The sequence below is a fragment of the Kribbella sp. NPDC020701 genome (assembly GCF_055562215.1).
This window is the reverse complement of sequence record NZ_JBVHFT010000001.1, coordinates 335591-351718: the sequence shown is the minus strand read 5'-3', so window position 1 is coordinate 351718 and position 16128 is coordinate 335591. Positions and strand designations below refer to the sequence as shown.

The 16128-nt window shown below is 69.3% G+C and carries 20 protein-coding genes; 5 read left to right on the top strand and 15 right to left on the bottom strand.

The annotated features are described in order from the left end of the window. Positions 1 to 20: 20 nt before the first annotated feature. Positions 21 to 1139, top strand: a complete 1119-nt coding sequence (locus ACZ3HV_RS01615) for a cytochrome P450 (RefSeq protein WP_465679822.1) — start codon at positions 21 to 23, stop codon at positions 1137 to 1139. Here the strand turns inward: ACZ3HV_RS01615 and ACZ3HV_RS01610 are convergent. Genes ACZ3HV_RS01610 through ACZ3HV_RS01590 form a run of 5 tightly spaced genes read right to left on the bottom strand, consistent with a single transcriptional unit; the run spans position 1117 to position 5554 of the window. Continuing rightward, positions 1117 to 1875, bottom strand: a complete 759-nt coding sequence (locus ACZ3HV_RS01610) for an SDR family NAD(P)-dependent oxidoreductase (RefSeq protein WP_465679821.1) — start codon at positions 1873 to 1875, stop codon at positions 1117 to 1119. The two genes, ACZ3HV_RS01615 and ACZ3HV_RS01610, sit on opposite strands and share 23 nt — an antisense overlap. Then, on the bottom strand, positions 1872 to 3110 hold the full coding sequence (locus tag ACZ3HV_RS01605) for a class I SAM-dependent methyltransferase (RefSeq protein WP_465679820.1): 1239 nt from the start codon (positions 3108 to 3110) through the stop codon (positions 1872 to 1874). The genes ACZ3HV_RS01610 and ACZ3HV_RS01605 overlap by 4 nt, the downstream gene beginning before the upstream one ends. Beyond that, positions 3107 to 3859 (bottom strand): DUF1365 domain-containing protein, encoded by a 753-nt coding sequence (locus ACZ3HV_RS01600; protein ID WP_465679819.1) that lies wholly within the window; start codon positions 3857 to 3859, stop codon positions 3107 to 3109. The genes ACZ3HV_RS01605 and ACZ3HV_RS01600 overlap by 4 nt, the downstream gene beginning before the upstream one ends. A 10-nt stretch (positions 3860 to 3869) precedes the next feature. Then, on the bottom strand, positions 3870 to 5186 hold the full coding sequence (locus ACZ3HV_RS01595) for an NAD(P)/FAD-dependent oxidoreductase (RefSeq protein WP_465679818.1): 1317 nt from the start codon (positions 5184 to 5186) through the stop codon (positions 3870 to 3872). Beyond that, a complete protein-coding gene (locus tag ACZ3HV_RS01590) occupies positions 5183 to 5554 on the bottom strand; it encodes a hypothetical protein (RefSeq protein WP_465679817.1) in 372 nt (123 codons plus the stop codon). Before ACZ3HV_RS01590 ends, ACZ3HV_RS01595 begins: the two co-directional genes overlap by 4 nt. Before the next feature lie 89 nt (positions 5555 to 5643). Between ACZ3HV_RS01590 and ACZ3HV_RS01585 the strand changes: the two genes are divergently transcribed. Beyond that, positions 5644 to 6558: a MerR family transcriptional regulator gene (locus ACZ3HV_RS01585; protein WP_465679815.1), complete on the top strand. Its 915-nt coding sequence runs from the start codon at positions 5644 to 5646 to the stop codon at positions 6556 to 6558. A gap of 15 nt (positions 6559 to 6573) precedes the next feature. Here the strand turns inward: ACZ3HV_RS01585 and ACZ3HV_RS01580 are convergent, their stop codons facing one another. Further along, a complete protein-coding gene (locus tag ACZ3HV_RS01580) occupies positions 6574 to 7335 on the bottom strand; it encodes a class I SAM-dependent methyltransferase (protein ID WP_465679814.1) in 762 nt (253 codons plus the stop codon). Between the two features lie 45 nt (positions 7336 to 7380). Here ACZ3HV_RS01580 and ACZ3HV_RS01575 point away from each other — a divergent pair, with 45 nt between their 5' ends. Then, positions 7381 to 7866: a GAF domain-containing protein gene (locus ACZ3HV_RS01575; RefSeq protein ID WP_465679813.1), complete on the top strand. Its 486-nt coding sequence runs from the start codon at positions 7381 to 7383 to the stop codon at positions 7864 to 7866. Here the strand turns inward: ACZ3HV_RS01575 and ACZ3HV_RS01570 are convergent. Further along, on the bottom strand, positions 7863 to 8639 hold the full coding sequence (locus ACZ3HV_RS01570) for a sulfite exporter TauE/SafE family protein (RefSeq protein WP_465679811.1): 777 nt from the start codon (positions 8637 to 8639) through the stop codon (positions 7863 to 7865). The two genes, ACZ3HV_RS01575 and ACZ3HV_RS01570, sit on opposite strands and share 4 nt — an antisense overlap. Positions 8640 to 8746: 107 nt before the next feature. Here ACZ3HV_RS01570 and ACZ3HV_RS01565 point away from each other — a divergent pair, with 107 nt between their 5' ends. After that, positions 8747 to 9547 carry a hypothetical protein gene (locus ACZ3HV_RS01565; RefSeq protein ID WP_465679809.1) on the top strand — a complete coding sequence of 267 codons (801 nt, stop codon included), beginning with the start codon at positions 8747 to 8749 and terminating at the stop codon, positions 9545 to 9547. A gap of 56 nt (positions 9548 to 9603) precedes the next feature. Here the strand turns inward: ACZ3HV_RS01565 and ACZ3HV_RS01560 are convergent, their stop codons facing one another. From ACZ3HV_RS01560 to ACZ3HV_RS01535, 6 genes are all read right to left on the bottom strand, one after another. Then, positions 9604 to 11367, bottom strand: a complete 1764-nt coding sequence (locus tag ACZ3HV_RS01560) for a proline--tRNA ligase (protein ID WP_465679807.1) — start codon at positions 11365 to 11367, stop codon at positions 9604 to 9606. 198 nt (positions 11368 to 11565) lie between these two features. Beyond that, on the bottom strand, positions 11566 to 12390 hold the full coding sequence (locus tag ACZ3HV_RS01555; protein ID WP_465679805.1) for a GNAT family N-acetyltransferase: 825 nt from the start codon (positions 12388 to 12390) through the stop codon (positions 11566 to 11568). Positions 12391 to 12439: 49 nt separating this feature from the next. Next, positions 12440 to 13681 (bottom strand): MFS transporter, encoded by a 1242-nt coding sequence (locus ACZ3HV_RS01550; protein ID WP_465679804.1) that lies wholly within the window; start codon positions 13679 to 13681, stop codon positions 12440 to 12442. Between the two features lie 17 nt (positions 13682 to 13698). Then, positions 13699 to 14181 (bottom strand): GNAT family N-acetyltransferase, encoded by a 483-nt coding sequence (locus tag ACZ3HV_RS01545; RefSeq protein WP_465679803.1) that lies wholly within the window; start codon positions 14179 to 14181, stop codon positions 13699 to 13701. Beyond that, a complete protein-coding gene (locus tag ACZ3HV_RS01540; RefSeq protein ID WP_465679801.1) occupies positions 14178 to 14822 on the bottom strand; it encodes a VOC family protein in 645 nt (214 codons plus the stop codon). Before ACZ3HV_RS01540 ends, ACZ3HV_RS01545 begins: the two co-directional genes overlap by 4 nt. Further along, positions 14819 to 14983, bottom strand: a complete 165-nt coding sequence (locus ACZ3HV_RS01535) for a ribbon-helix-helix domain-containing protein (protein ID WP_465679800.1) — start codon at positions 14981 to 14983, stop codon at positions 14819 to 14821. Before ACZ3HV_RS01535 ends, ACZ3HV_RS01540 begins: the two co-directional genes overlap by 4 nt. A gap of 53 nt (positions 14984 to 15036) precedes the next feature. Between ACZ3HV_RS01535 and ACZ3HV_RS01530 the strand changes: the two genes are divergently transcribed. Beyond that, positions 15037 to 15171, top strand: a complete 135-nt coding sequence (locus ACZ3HV_RS01530; protein WP_465679798.1) for a hypothetical protein — start codon at positions 15037 to 15039, stop codon at positions 15169 to 15171. A 231-nt stretch (positions 15172 to 15402) separates the two neighbouring features. Here ACZ3HV_RS01530 and trxA read toward each other — a convergent pair whose 3' ends face one another. Together trxA and ACZ3HV_RS01520 are read right to left on the bottom strand one after the other, a co-directional pair. Further along, positions 15403 to 15738 (bottom strand): thioredoxin, encoded by a 336-nt coding sequence (trxA, locus tag ACZ3HV_RS01525; protein ID WP_360371021.1) that lies wholly within the window; start codon positions 15736 to 15738, stop codon positions 15403 to 15405. Further along, positions 15735 to 16103: a MerR family transcriptional regulator gene (locus ACZ3HV_RS01520; RefSeq protein WP_360371024.1), complete on the bottom strand. Its 369-nt coding sequence runs from the start codon at positions 16101 to 16103 to the stop codon at positions 15735 to 15737. Before ACZ3HV_RS01520 ends, trxA begins: the two co-directional genes overlap by 4 nt. Positions 16104 to 16128 lie beyond the last annotated feature (25 nt).

The following is a 16128-nucleotide window of genomic DNA, read 5'->3' as shown; positions in this document are numbered from 1 at the left end:
CATCGATTTAGGGTGGCCCCGTGACCACCTTGGAGGAACTCGAGACAGATCCGCATGCGGCCCTCGCCGCGCTCCGGCCGATCGGCTGGGTCGAGGCCCTCGGCGGTTGGGTGGTGGCTTCGCGGGCGCTGGTGATGGCGGTACTGCGGGATCCGGAGACGTTTACCGTCGACGATCCGCGGTTTTCCACGGCGCAGGTCGTCGGGCCCTCGATGCTCTCGCTCGACGGTGCCGCGCACACCGCTCATCGCGATCCGTTCGAGGCGCCGTTCGGACTGGCCGAGACGCGGCGCCGGTTCACCGGGCCGGTGGAGCAGACCGTCGAGGAGTTGATGGGCGCCATCCGCGACGATGAGTCGGCTGACCTTCGGACGACGCTGGCTGGGCCGCTGTCTGTTGCGGTGGTCGCCCTCTCGCTCGGATTGCCGCCGGCCTCGGCCTCGACGGTGCTGGCCTGGTACACCGCGATCTCCGACTCGGTGTCGGGAGTCTCGGCCGGTCGGCCGGTCACCGCCGAAGGAGCGGCGGCGTTCGCGGAACTGCACAAACACGTTGCCTCGGGCATCGATTCGCCGGACGCGCTGATCGCCGCGGCGGCGCAGGCCGGGCTCGGCGTGGACGAAGTGGTCGCGAACGCGGCGGTGCTGATGTTCGGCGGGATCGAGACCACCGAGGGGATGATCACCAACGCGCTCTGGCACCTGCTGAATCATCCGGACCAGCTCGACGCGGTGCTCGCCGACCGTTCGTTGCTGGCCAACGCGATCGAAGAGTCGCTCCGCCTGGAACCGGCCGCCGCCGTGGTCGACCGCTACGCCACCCGTGATGTCGAGCTCGCCGGAGCGTCGATCCGCCGCGGCGACTTCGTCACCGTGTCGCTGGCCGGCGCCGGGCGGGATCCGGCAGTCTTCGAGTCGCCCGACGAGTTCGACGTACGCCGGTCCAACGCCCGGCGCCACCTCGCCTTCGCCAGCGGACCGCACATCTGCCTCGGCATGCACCTCACCCGCCTGGAGACCCTGACCGCCGTCGACGCCGTACTGCGGCTGCCGGGCCTGCGTCTCGCACCGGGCTCTCCCCCACCGCGCGGTCTCGTCTTCCGCAAGCCCTCTGCCCTCAACGTCCTTTGGGACGCGTGAACTGTTGCATCGCGGTCGCCCAGAGGCGGACCGGGAGCAGGCGGGCGAGCTTCATCAGGACCGCCATCGGCAGCGGGAAGACGATCTCGGCCCGACCCTGCTCCAGTCCGTCGCAGATCGACCGGGCGGCCTGGTCCGCCTCGATCATGAACGGCATCGGGAACGAGTTCGCCTCCGTCAGTTCGGTCCGGACGAATCCGGGACAAACGGTGACCACGTCGACACCCCTCCGGCCGACTGCGATCCGCAACGCCTCCAGCAGATTGATCTGCGCCGCCTTGGTGGCGCCGTACGCCTCAGCACCGGCCAGGCCCCGATAGCCGGCGACGGACGCGAGCCCGACGATCCCGCCGTGGCCGCGCTCGAGCATCGGTGGCAGCACCGCGCCGAGGACGTTGTTCAGGCCGAGCAGATTGACCTCGATCTGCCGGGCGAACCGATCCCGGTCCCAGGCGGTGGCATCCAGCTGCTCCCACGCTCCCGCGCTGAACACGACCAGGTCCGGCCCGCCGATCTCGTCGGCGACTCGCCGGGAGGCCTCGTCCACCGCGCCCCGATCGGTCACATCCAGCGGTACGACGGACATCCGGTCGCCGGCCACTTCCTCGAGTCGGTCAGCTCTCCGTGCCGAGACCGCCACCCGCGCACCCCGCGTGACGAGCTCGTCGGCCAGGGCCGCGCCGATCCCGCTGGACGCGCCGACGACCCAGACGGCCTTGCCGGCAAGGGCACTCATTCCGGACCCCTCGTGAGCTGCAGTTGACCGACATCGAGGTAACCCGACGCGAAGCCGGCCTCGCTGTAGGCCAGGTAGAGCTCCCACATCCGGCGGAAGGTCTCGTCGAAGCCGAGCGGCCGGATCCGCGGCCACTGCTCGTCGAAGCGCTGCCTCCAGCGGCGCAGCGTCTCCGCGTAGTGCGGGCCGAAGCGATCATCGGCGACGATCCGGAGCCGGGTGTTCGCCGCGAGGCTTTCCTCGATCGCTTGCCGGGACGGGATCAGTCCGCCCGGGAAGATGTACTTCTGGATCCAGCTGAACGAGTTCCTGGTCGCCAGCAGGCGGTCGTGATCCATCAGGATCGCCTGCACCGCGATCCTGCCGCCGGGAGCCAGCAGTCGGTCGAGCGTGGAGAAGTACTCCGGCCAGTACTCCTGCCCCACGGCCTCGATCATCTCCACGCTGACGATCGCGTCGTACTCGCCTCGTACGGAGCGGTAGTCCTGCAGCCGCAGCTCGACGCGGTCGTCGAGCCCGGCCTCGGCCACCCAGCTCTTTGCGAACTCGAGTTGTGCGCCGGACAAGGTGACTCCGGTGACCTGTGCGCCGCGGCGGGCGGCGGCGATCGCGAGGGCACCCCAGCCGGTGCCGATCTCGAGCAGGCGGCTGCCCTCGGTCACGCCGGCCAGGTCGAGGACCTGGTCGATCTTGCGACGCTGCGCTTCCTCGAGACTCTGCCCGGCGTACGGCGGTGCACCGTCGAACAGCGCACTGCTGTAGCTCATCGTCGGGTCGAGGAAGCGGGCGAAGAGGTCGTTGCTCAGGTCGTAGTGTGCGCTGACATTGGCCCGTGCGCCGGACACCGTGTTGCGCAGCCGCCGCGGGATCCGCTGGTCCACCACGCCACGCAACCGGGTCAGCGGGCGCGGCAGCAAGGTGGGAAGCCGGGCCGCGAAGGGCGTCAGCAACTCGCCGAGATCGGTGCCCTCGGCAACAGTCCAGTCGCCGGCCAGGTAGGCCTCGCCGAGGCCTATTTTCGGATTGCGGCCGAGGCGGTCGAAGAAGGACGCCGGCCGGACGATCCGCGCAGCTGGATCGTGCGGGCCGCCGCCTCCCCGGACCTCGCCGTCCGGGTACAGCACCCGGACAGGCAGACCTGCGACGACGCGGTCGACCAGGGCCCGGGTGAGCCAGGCCCGAGGACGTAACGGGCCTGGCAGATCGTGAACGCGCGCGGTGGTGATCGAGGTCATCGGACGCCTTCCGGTGGGTGGTGGACTGGTCGGGACACCACCGGCAGCCGGCGCAGCCACAGCCAGATCCCGTGCGCGCGGATCAGGATCGAGACGCGCTGCGGCATCGCCGGCCGCGTGAATACCGTTCGAGCCACCGAGCCGGCTGTCGCGGAGCGGATCCGGCCACCGAAGCCGGCCTCGAAGACCGGTTGGCCTCGGCGCTTCAGCGTGATGGAGATCGTGAGGCGGTCCGGTGCGACGACGAACGTGAAGTCGTAGCGGCCGGAGACGTCGTTGAACGGTGACACGTAGAACTCCTTGCCGACTTCCGCCGTACCGTCTGCCTCAGGGTGAAGGAGGTAGGCGTGGCGCTCGCCGTAGGTGTTGTGCACCTCGGCGACCACGCACCGCAGCGAGCCATCGGCGGCGAAGCACCAGAACACGGTGAGCGGATCGAAGACGTAGCCGAGGAACCTGGCGTTCGCGAGCATCACGACCCGGTCGGCGGATCCGAGGGCGATGCCCTGATGAGCCAGGTAGCGCTTGACAGCGGCTTTGATCCCGGCCGGCTCGGTGGCGCCCAGGTGGTCGCTCGCGTCGAACTTGGCGAACGGCCGTAACCACGGCGGGAGTTGCGGCAGATCGTCAAGATCGACGAGCCACTGATAGGTACGGTGCCGGAACGCGTGCCGGACGGGGATCCGGCGCCGATGCCAGATCTGTCCGACGACGAGCGCGGGCGTTGTCGGCAGGTCGCTCAGTGTCATCACTCGGTCGTCACCAGGTGGCTCCGAAGGCGGCCGCGGCCGCGACACCCGCGCGGCAGCCGTCCTCGTGGAAGCCCCAGCCGTGATACGCCCCGGCGAAGGCGGTGCGATCGGTGTTCAAGGCGGCGAGCTTTGTTTGGGCGGCGACCGCGGCGGCGTCGTACACCGGGTGGCGGTAGTCCATCACCGCGAGGATCGCTGCCGGATCGATCCGTTCGCGGGCGTTCAACGTGACCAGAAACTGGGTGTCGCTGTCGAGGCCGTGCAGCCGGTTCATCCAGTAGCTCACGACCGCCGGTCGATCGTCGCCGGTCGGCTCGGGGGTCAGGAAGTTCCACGATGCTCGGGCACGGGGCGTCCGCGGCAGCAACGACGCGTCGGTGTGCAGCACTGTCTCGTTGCGCGCGTACTGGAAGGCGGACAGCACCTCCTTCTCCGCTGGATCCGCGTCGTCCAGCAAGTCGAGCGCGGTGTCGGCGTGGGTGGCGATGACTGCCCGATCGAAGGAGGCCGTCTCGCCGGCGGCGTCTGTCACGCGTACGTCGTCGACTCCGCGAGTGATCCCGCGGATTGGTCGGCCCGCGTAGATGTGGTCGAGGCGGTCGGCGATGGCTGCGACGTACGTCTGGGAGCCGCCGACGACCGTGGACCAGCGCGGCGAGTCCCGGAACGACAACATGCCGTGCCGCTCGAGGAAGCTGAACAGATAGCGGGCCGGGTACTGCAGTGAGGACTGCGATCCGGTGGACCAGACACAGGACACGAGCGGTACGGCGTACAGCCGCTGGAACTCCTGCGAGAAGCCCTCGTCGTCCAGGAGTTCGCCGAGGCTGGTCAGGTCTGCGTCATCGGTCGCGGCCAGGAACGCTGTCGCACGACGGTGGAAGCGGGCGACCTGGCCGAGGACGCTCAGGAACCGCGGGTCGGCGATCCGGCGACGCTGGGCGAAGACGCCGGCGGCACCGCGACCTCCGGCGTACTCGATGCCGGTGGCTCGATCGGTGATGCTCATGCTCATCTCGGTCGGCCGGGTCGCGATGCCGAGCTCGCCGAACAGCCTGCGCAGCAAGGGGTAGGTGCGGTCGTTGTGAACGATGAAGCCGGTGTCGATCGGCACTGGAACCCCGGCTGCGTCGCTGACGACCTGCGTGTGCGCGTGGCCGCCGAGCCTGGGCTCTGCCTCGAACAAGGTGACCGCGTGCGACCGCGACAACAGGTACGCCGCGGTGAGGCCGGCCACCCCAGCCCCGACAACCGCAACCGTCGGCCGGTGGTCGGCGTGGGCCATCGGCAGGCCCGCGCGGCCGCGAGTATCGAGGTGGGTCATCGGCGGGCCCGGGTGGCTGCGAGGGAGGAAGCGCAAAGGAGGCCCCAGCCGGCGGCGATGCCGGCGACCTTGGCTCGGGTTCGTGGTGGTCCGGCGAGGCCGAAGCCGGCCATGTCGCTGAGGTCGCAGGCGACCCGGGCGACGATCGCGGCCTGCAGCGGGGCGCCCGCCGGCGCGACGACCATCGCCGTACCAGACAGCAGATCCCGGACCCCGATCACCGTGCCGAGCACCCGCCCGGAACGGCAGTCCGGCAGCTCGTCCGTCAGCCCCGCGGCCCGGATCAGCGACTCCGGGCGGGCCGCGGTGTAGGCGCCGTACCCCAGCGTGAGCAGGCCGAGGAGACGCGGCAGCAGCTGAACTCTCATCAGTCGATCCCTCCACGGGTTGTCTAAGGTTTGTCTAGGAACCCTAGCAGGTCTGTCTAATATTCGTCTAAGGAATGTAGAGTGTCCGCATGGATTCGGTACCGGGGCTGCTCCGGATCGGTGAGCTGAGCCGCCGGGTCGGCGTCAGCGACCACGTGCTGCGGGCGTGGGAGAACCGGTACGGACTGCTGTCCCCGGTCCGGTCGGCCGGCGGCTTCCGGCTGTACTCCGAGAACGACGAGCGCCGCGTACTGCGAATGCAGGCAGAGCTGGCCAAAGGTCTCTCAGCAGCCCAGGCCGCACGCGTAGCGCTCGCCGAGGACTTGTCGATCGCCCCGGTCGTGGGCGGTCTCGAGCTGCCGGACACGCGTGAGGTGCCACGCGGATCGGCGTACTCGGGTCCTGGGCGTGGTGATGCGGCGGCGTTTGGAGCGGCGCTTGATGCGATGGACGAGCCGGGCGCGCAGGGTGCGCTGGATCAGCTGCTGAACGAGTTCACCGTCGAGACCGTGCTGCGCGATGTCGTGATCCCGTACCTGCACGATCTGGGGGAACGCGTCGCGCAAGGCGTCGTCGGGGTCGGACAGGAGCACTTCGCGAGTCACGTGATCCGCGGGCGCCTCGCCGGACTGGCTCGCGGCTGGGGCGGTGGGCGCGGACCGCTGGCCCTCATCGCATGCCCGCCGGATGAGCTCCACGACCTGGCGCCGATGGCGTTCGGCATCGTGCTCGCCCGCAACGGCTGGCGGATCGGCTACCTCGGCGCCAACACCCCGATCGCCGACCTGATCCGGATCGCCGCGGACACCGGACCCCAACTGGTGGTCATCGCCGCCACCGTCCCGGAACGCCTGACCCCGATCGTCGACGAACTCCGCGCACTCGCGTCCACCGCGCCACTCGCCCTGGCCGGGGCAGGCGCGAACCAAGCGATCGCTGACGAGGCCGGAGCCCACCTCCTCGCCGGCGACCCGGTCACCGAGGCCCTGCGCGTAACCCTGTAGCCGGACGGCGCCTGGTCAGCTCGGGCGGGTCAGTACCAGCATGGCGGCGGAGTAGACGGGCATCACGCGGTCCGGATCGCGGGCTACGTCGGCGGCGAAGCGCTCGAAGCCGGACTCGATCTCGTCCGCCGGCAGGTACTCGAACGTCGACAGCGCGCGCAGGCTGAGCCGCTCGTAGCTCTCGCGCAGCGTCCGCGAGGTTTCCGTGGTCACGTGGACAACGTCCTCGGCCGGCTGCAACCCCGCCTCACGGGCGAGCGCCTTGACCTCGGCGACAGAGCGGTACATACCGGCGTCGACCAGGCGGGCGGACGGGAAGTAGTCGTACCAGAACAGATCCGGCATCAGGTCCGAGAACTGGCTCCGCAGGAACGCCACTCCCCCGGGCCGCAACACCCGGCGTACCTCCTGGAGCGCCCTCAACTGGTCAGGGAAGTGATGGAAGGACAGGAACATCAGTACGCCGTCCACCGTTGCCTCAGGCAAGGGAATGTCCTCGGCGCTGCCCTTCAGATAGGTCACCGCCGGGTGCACCGCGGCCTGCTCAGCCGTCTCCCGCATCCGGTCCGACGGCTCCACGCCGTACACCGGGCCGTGGAACTCGTCGGCCAGCCCAGGCGTGAGGCGGCCACTGCCACTACCGAGATCGAGGATCTGAAGTGGTCGCTTCTCAGGCAGGTACGCCGCGAGCGCCGCGGACCACCGTCGGACTTCTTCGGGGGCCATCCTCCGGCCGGCGACGTACACACTGCCCATCCGACCGTTGTAGTCGACCATGCCGTGACCCTATCGCGACGCGCGGAACCGCCGCAGAATGGCGGCATGACGGAACTGTTGAGACTCGAAACGACCCGCACTCTCGAGGAGGTCGGCGAGGTCGTGCGGGTCGAGGCGAGACGTCGTACCGGCGCGCACGGAGCGACGTTCGTGCTCCGCGAGGGCGACCGCTGCTTCTACGCCGACGAGGACGCGATCGCTCCGCTCTGGAAGGGACAGCGGTTCCCGATCGCCACGTGCATCAGCGGCTGGGCGATGCTGCACGACGACACCGCCGTTGTCCCCGACATCACCGTCGACGAGCGCATCCCGCTCGAGGCCTACCTCCCGACGTTCGTCCGCAGTCTCGTCATGGTCCCGGTCGGCTCGCCGACCCCGGTCGCCGCCATCGGTGCGTACTGGTCCCATCACTACCGCGCCACCCCGGGCGAGATCGCCGCGCTGCAAGACCTCGCGGCCCAGACCGCGACCGCGATCCAGCGCATCGGACTCGACAACGCTCCGTGGGCGCCCACGTTCAGCAAGCACTAACCGTGGAAGACGTCGTGCGCCAGGCGGAGGATGAGGGCCGAGACGACGACCAGGAAGATGACGCGGACGAAGCGGCTGCCCCGGGCCACTGCGGTACGGGCGCCGAGCAGGCCGCCGAGCATGTTCGCGGCGCCCATGATCAGGCCGAGCTTCCAGAGCGGGGCGCCGTGCACCGCGAAGATGACGATCGCGCCGAGGTTGGTGGCGACGTTGGCGATCTTGGCTTTCGCGCTGGCCTGGAGGAAGTTGTAACCGAGGAAGCCGACCAGCGCGAAGATCAGGAACGACCCCGTGCCCGGTCCGACCGCGCCGTCGTAGAAGCCGATCAGTACGCCGACCGCACTCGCAGCGACGTAATGGTCGCGACCGTCGAAGCGGAGCGCCGTCCGCGCACCCAGTGACGGTTTGAACGCGGTGTAGATCGCGACGCCGATCAGCAGCACCAGCACGATGGGCTTGAACCACGACATCGGGATCTTCGTCGCCACCAGCGCGCCGGCCGCAGCCCCCAGTCCGGCCAGGATGGCCATCGGTACGACGGTCTTCCGATCGGGCCGGACCTTCACACCGAACGTCACCGCGCTGGTCGCCGTACCGCACAACGACGAGATCTTGTTGGTCGACAGGATCTGCGCGGGGGACGCGTTCGGCAGGCCGAGCAGCATCGCGGGCAACTGCAGCAGCCCACCGCCGCCGACCACCGCATCGATCCAGCCGGCCGCGAAGGCCGCGATCACCAGGAAAAGCAGGGTCCACAACGAAACATCAGGCACAGCGGCAAGTCCTCACGCACCCGATGATCAGGTAAGGGCATTGTTCCGCTCAACCCTTACACGGTGGAATGAGAGACAAACCTCGTCACCGGTGCGACAGTGGGCCCATGGCGTCGTCGATCCTGCCACCCGAGGGCGAGACCCTCGCCACCGGCTGGGAACCGGACCTCGATCCCGCTGACTCGCTCGTCCGCCGGGCCGTCCTCGCGCACGCGTCCTGGGCGGTCGACGCCCCACGCCGCGCCGGTAGGCCGTGGTACGACGGCGACACCTGGGCCGGCGGGATTCTCGGCGACCGCGGCCCGCTGACGAACTGGGTCGTCCCCAAGCAACCCGTCGATCCGGCCGACGTCATCGCCGACGCCGCCCGTGAGCTGCCGAACAACGTGCCGTACCTGTTCGTCAGCGCCTGGCCGACCCGCGACCTCCGCGAACACGGCCTGGCGCTGGCCGGCCACCCACCACTGATGATCCGCCTCCCGGTCAGCACCACCACTCCCCCGGTCACGGATCTCGAGATCCGCCAGGTCACCGACGCCGCCGGCCTCGCCGACGCCGAACGCGTCCTCGTCGAGGGCTACCCGCTCCCCGAGCTCCAGCCGTTCCAGGCCGGCGCGGTCTACTCCACGTCCTTCCTCGAAGGCTCCACGGTCTGGGTCGGGTACGACGGCGACGTACCCCTCGCGACGTCGACCGGCCACCACGCCGCCGGCCTCACCATCGTCGAGAACGTCGCCGTCATGCCCGCCGCCCGCGGCCGCGGCGCCGGCGCCGCCGTCACCTGGGCCGCCACCACCCACCACCCCGACGAACCCGCCGCCCTGATCGCCTCCGACGACGGCCAACCCGTCTACCAACGCCTCGACTACCTCCGCCTGGAACGCTGGACAGTCTGGGTCCGCCCCTGACCCACCTGCGGACGTGACGCGGCCCCGCTCCCAGAGGAAGCGGGGCCGGAGCTGGATCAGCCGCGGACGGTGGTGACCAGGTGGTCGACAACCTCGGCGACCGGGACGTCGGCGCGGTCTCCGGAGCGGCGGTCCTTGACCTCGATGGTGCCGTCGGCGAGACCCTTGCCGACGACGGCGATGGTGGGAACGCCGAGCAGTTCGGCGTCCTTGAACTTCACGCCCGGCGAGACCTTCTCACGGTCGTCGTAGATCACGCTGAGCCCGCGGGACTCGAGCTCGGCCGCGAGCTCGGCCGCCTTCTCGAAGACCTCACTGTCCTTGCCGGTGGCAACGAGGTGGATATCCGCGGGCGCGATCTCGCGCGGCCAGACCAGGCCGAGCTCGTCGTGGTTGCCCTCGGCGATCGCGGCCACCGCGCGGGTGACACCGACGCCGTACGAACCCATCGTGACCGTGACGAGCTTGCCGTTCTGGTCGAGCACCTTGAGGTCGAGCGCCTCGGCGTACTTCTTGCCGAGCTGGAAGATGTGTCCCATCTCGATCCCGCGCGCGCTCGACAGCGGACCCGAACCGTCCGGCGCCTCGTCACCGTCGCGCACCTCGGCGGCCTGGATCGTGCCGTCGGCGGTGAAGTCGCGGCCGTGCACCAGGTTCATCACGTGGAAGCCGGACTTGTCGGCACCGGTCACCCACGCGGACCCCTCGGCGATCCGGGGGTCGAGCAGGTAGCGGATGCCGGACGTGTTCTCCGAACCCAGCACCCCCGGCCCGATGTAGCCCTTCGCGAGCGACGGGTGCTTCTCGAAGTCCGCCTCCTCGAAGGCGACCACCTCGGCCGGCTCCACCTGCGCACCAAGCCGCTTCTCGTCGACCGCCCGGTCCCCCGGGACGCCGATCGCCAGCGGCTCGCGCGTGCCGTCAGGGTTCACCAGCATCACGAGCACGTTCTTCAACGTGTCCGCGGCGGTCCACTCACGCCCGTCGGTGCGCGCGTGCTTCGCGTTCATCGCGTCCACGAGGGTGTCGATGGTCGGCGTGTCCGGAGTGTCGACCACCTCGGCCGCGGGCACGGCGGACGCGTCGACCGGCGCCGCCTGCGGGACCACGACGGCCTCGACGTTGGCGGCGTACCCACCGGCCGAGCGGACGAAGGTGTCCTCACCGTTCTCGGCGATCGCGAGGAACTCCTCCGAGCGCGAGCCACCCATCGCACCGGACATCGCCTTGACGATCACATAGTCGAAACCGAGCCGGTCGAAGATCTTGATGTACGCCTCGCGGTGCAGCTCGTACGACGCCGCGAGCCCGTCGTCGTCCACGTCGAACGAGTACGAGTCCTTCATCACGAACTCGCGTCCGCGCAGCACGCCGGCCCGCGGCCGCGCCTCGTCGCGGTACTTGTTCTGGATCTGGTAGATCGACAGCGGCAGGTCCTTGTACGACGAGTAGAGGTCCTTCACGACCAGCGTGAACATCTCCTCGTGCGTCGGCCCGAGCAGCATGTCGGCGCCCTTGCGGTCCTTCAGGCGGAAGATGTTCGGCCCGTACTCCGTCCAGCGTCCGGTCGCCTCGTAGGGCTCGCGCGGCAGCAGCGCCGGGAACACGAGCTCCTGCGCGCCGATCGCGTCCATCTCCTCGCGCACGATCCGCTCGACGTTGCGCAGCACCCGCAGCCCCAGCGGCAGCCAGCTGTAGATGCCGGGCGCGGCGCGCCGGATGTACCCGGCGCGGACGAGCAGTTTGTGGCTCGGGACCTCCGCGTCCGCCGGATCCTCGCGAAGGGTGCGAAGGAACAGCGACGACATGCGCAGAATCACGGGAGTCTCCAAGCGTGCAGGGTCAGGAATACAACATCGGACGGGACAGAGAATATCGGCCCGGCGGTAATGCTCTCACCACGTTATCCACAGGTTCACCCCGCCCGGCCCAAGCGATCGCTTGAGCTGACCCGGATCCCTTGCGCTGCAGGTCGGCGGCCATCCGGAGCTTACTCGCCGGTACCAGAACGACCGCGGTCAGAACAGGATCGTCGCGAACGTCTCGATCGTCCGGAACCCGACCCGCTCGTACGCCGCCCGCGCCGGCAGGTTGAACGCATTCACATACAGCGTCACCACCGGCGCGATCTGCCGCGCCAGCTCGACCACCGCCGCCATCCCCGGCGCCGCCAGCCCGCGCCCGCGGAACTCCGGATCCACCCACACCCCTTGGATCTGGCAGACCCCGGTCCCGACCGACCCGACCTCGGCCTTGAACACCACCCGGTCGTCCTCGATCCGCGCGAACGCACGCCCGGCCCGGATCAGCTCGGCCACGCGCGACCGGTAGAACGTCCCGTCCGGCCCGGTCTGCGGCGGTACGCCGACCTCCTCGGTGTACATCGCGACACACGCCGGGTACAGCACCGGCAGCTCCACCGGCTCGACCGCACGGACCAACGGATCCGGCTCGATCAGCGGCGGGCCCTCGATCACCATGAACGGCTGGCTGTCGCGCACCTCGCGGGCCGGTCCCCAGTGTGGTTCGAGGATGCGCCACAACTGGTCGACCGCTTGCGCCTGGCCGAGGATCTGGAAACAGTTCCGGCCCCGGCGCAACGCGTACGCCGCGAACGCGCGCAAAGCGGGTTCGTCCGCGCCGACCGGCACCATGTTGCCGCCGGCGTGACACAGCGCCTCCAGCGCGCCTTTCTCGACGTACCCCCAGACCTCCGCACCGCGACGCGGATCGAGTCCGGACGCCTGCACGAGGCTGTCCACGAAGACGTTCACGACAGGGTCGCGGGCGATGACCGCACGCGCCGCCGCGAGGTCACGAGGACCGAGAACCCGTACACCCACGCGCAGAACCTAGCGGATGATCGCCACCTGAGCATGCAAGGGGCCGGGATCAGACCGCCGCCGGATCGTGTGTCGCCGCGATCCGGCGCAGCGGCGAGGTCCACGCGACCACCACCCCGATGAAGATGCTCAGGCCCATCAGCACCATGCCGCTCCGGATCCCGACCGCCTTGCCGAGCACGCCGCCGACCACCGCGCCGAAGGTCCAGCCCACACCCCACGACAGCATCCGACCGGCGGTGTTGACGCGGCCGAGCAGGTGCTCCGGCGTCACCTGCTGCCGATAGGACACGGCGTTGACGATCACCAGCACATACGCGGAACCCCACACCAGCAAGGCGATCGCGGCCGTGACCCAGCCCGGCGACAGCGGCGTGAGGACCCCGAGGAGCGCCGAGACCGGAAGCGCGTAGAGCGTGATCGCCGCCGGCGAGAACCGTTTCAGCAACCGCGGCAACCCGAGCGCGGCGATCAGCCCACCGATCCCCCACGTGCCCCACACGAGTCCGAAGCGGAGTCCCGACGTACCCACGTCCAGGACCTGGTCGCACCAGACCACGATCAGCGCCATGAATCCGCCACCGCCGAACGACTGCAGGCTGCCGACGATCGTCATCGTCCGGACGCCCGGATGCCGGATCAGGAAGCGGAGTCCCTCGGCGATGTCGGCGAAGACCACTCGCGGCCGGAGCGGCGACAGTCCTTCGCGTCGCTCGGACATCGCTCGTACGATCCCGCGCACCGCCAGCGCGGACGCGACGAAGCTCAACGCGTCGACGGCGAGCAGGGTGGCCGGGTTCAGGACCGCGAGGACCAGGCCGGTCAGCGGCGGGACGAACAACTCGATCAGGCTCGACGCCGTCCACACCGCCGAGTTCGCCTGCGCGACGCGGGCCCGGCCGACCAGGACGGGCAGGGCGCCGAAGTTCGCACCGTCGAAGAAGGTGTAGACGCCCTGCACGGTGAACGCCACCACCAGCACCTGAACGACGGTCAGCACGCCGAGCAGGTGCGCGACCGGGATCGACCCGACCAGGACCGCGTTGACCAGATCCGCGGTCACCATCGTCCGGCGCCGGTTCCAGCGATCGGCGAGCGCACCGGCGAACAGCCCGGTCAGCAGGTACGGCGCCGCCTCGAGAGCGGTCACCATCGCCGTCAGGACGGTGGAACCACTGAGCCGGTAGACGAGCACCGGTAGCGCGATCGCGGTGACCATCGACCCGGTGATCGACAGCGCCCGGGCCAGCCAGTACCGGCGGAAGTCGGGGTCATCACGCAGCCTCGTCATGGCGGAATCTTGCAACCTCACGTGCGGTGCAGGTCAACGACCATCCACATCAGGTCGTCGCCGAGGTCCCGGTCCGGCGTCACCCGCGCCTCGGTGAACCCGTGGGCCCGGTAGAAGCCGATCGCCTTCTCGTTGGTGACCAGGACGTCCAGCCGCAGTTCCGTCGTACCGTCCGGAAGCGCGGCGATCGCGGCCTCGAGCAGGGCCTTGCCAACGCCTTTGCCCTGGCGATCGGGCAGCACGTACAGCTTCCACATCACCCAGAAGTCACCCTCGCGTCCGAGGCTGGCCATCCCGACCAGCTCATCGCCTTCGGCCGCGACCAGGGTGATCCCGTTGCGGATGACATGCTCGATCACTTCCGGTGACCACCACTGCGCGAGGCCGTCGGCGATGAACTCCTCCGACGCGAGCCCGGCGTACGCCACCGGCCAGGTCGTCAGCCCGATCTGCCGAACCGCGTGGACCTCGGAGAGCTCCGCTCTGCGTACCTCGATCATCCACGCACCACCACAAGTTGCCCGTCAGGATCCACGATCTCCAGTCCCGCATCTGTCCGCGTCACTTGCAACCCGCCGAGCCGGCCCCGGACGTCATCCAGGTCCTCGGTGGTGGTCAGCTCCAGCCGTACGGCGAACTCCGCATCGGCCGGCCCGAACCGGACCGACGGACCCGAGCCGATCGCCTCGAGGAATCCCAGCCAAGCAGCCTCGTCCGCTCCGGTCAGGTACGGCGTGACCGACCAGCGGTCGTCCGGGCTGGCGTCGTGCAGCTTGTAGCCGTAGAGATCCTCACTCCGCTCGTCCACCCAGATCACCACCTGGCCGGGCGCGGTGACCGAGAGGACGCGGCCGTACGCCTCGTCGAAGACGGTCGAATCCGAGAACCCGGCCTGCTCCAGCCGGTCCTTCAGGTCGTCGATCTTGTCTGCCTCGAACGACAGATTCGTCTGCCCCGGCTGCCCGCCGGTGCTGCTGCTGGCCGCGTCGTGCAGCGCGACCATCCCGCGACCGGTCAGCATGTCCACCCAGCCGCCCCGCTCGGACTCGATCCGCGACCGCAGCCCCAGGGCCTCCAGGAACGCGCGCATCGACTCCACGTCCGCCGTGAACCGCAGCGGCCGGATCTGTACGTCGTTCATCCTCGGGCCTCCCCGTGCTTGTCCAGGTACTCGGTCAGGGCCTGCTCGACCAGCGCGGACAGACTCGCCGTCTCGTCGATCGCCTTGTGCTTCACCCGCCGCACCAACTCCGGCGGCAGATACACGTTGAACTGCACCTTCTTGTCACCCTCAACTGCCATGGCTATATTGCTAGCATCCTAGGCAGCTACCAGTCAACAGAGGAGAACCGACGATGATCCTGAGAACGGTGTTCAGGCTGTTGGCACTGATCTGGCGGCAGACGGCGAAGCCGTCCGACCAGAACAGCCCGGGCTGGCTCAGCGCCGCCGCAAGCCTGTCCTGGCGATCCCCGGACCGCAGGTACTGATCCGCAGTGGATCGTCGCCGCGCACGAGAGGCGCCACCCGGACCTGAGGCACTCACCAAGAAGGCGACGGCACGGTGCGCCACGCTCGGCATTCGGCGGCCGCCACTCAGCAAACCACGTTACTGAGTGCGGGAGATCCGCACTCACCCCCCGACTTTTGTGGCGGCTGGCGCACCACCCGCCTCAGCACTGACCTTGACTTCTTGATCCGCCTCAATTCCCCCCGCGAAGCTAGACCGCGGCGAGGAGGGCGTCGTCCAGTTCCTTCAGGAGTTTGTGTTTGGGGCGGGCGCCGACTACGGACCAGATGACTTCGCCGCGGTGGAAGAGCATCAGGGTGGGGAGCGCCATCACGCGGTAGCGGGCCGAGACGGCCGGGTTCTCGTCGGAGTTCAGTTTCAGCACCGTCAGTTGATCGTTGCGCTCGGCACCGATCTGGGCGAGCACCGGCGCGATCTGGTGGCAGGGCGGGCACCACTGGGCCCAGAAGTCCACCAGCACCGGCTTGTCCGCGCGCAGTACCAGTTCGTCGAAGGTCGACTCGTCGACCGTCCGCAGATCACTCATCGTTGGTTCATCCTCCAGCTCTCGGCATCGGTCAGGAGGTCGGTCAGCCGGGCCCGCAGGTCGGTGAGTTCCGCGATCCGGCGGTCCACGTCGGCGATCCGGGTCCGGTAGGCCGTCAGCGACGCCGGGCAGACATCCGCCCGCTCGTTGCCGGCCCGCAGGCACTCGATGAACGGGTACGTCTGCTCCGCGGTCAGCCCGAGACTCAGCAGCGCCTTCACCTCGCGTACGACGACCACGTCCTCAGCCTCGTACGAGCGGTACCCGTTGGCCTCCCGCCGTGGTTTGAGCAGCCCCTGCGACTCGTAGTACCGAACAGCTTTGACCGTCACTCCGGCCTCGGCCGCCAGATCACTGATCCGCATCCCGCCTCCTTCACCCCGACGCTAA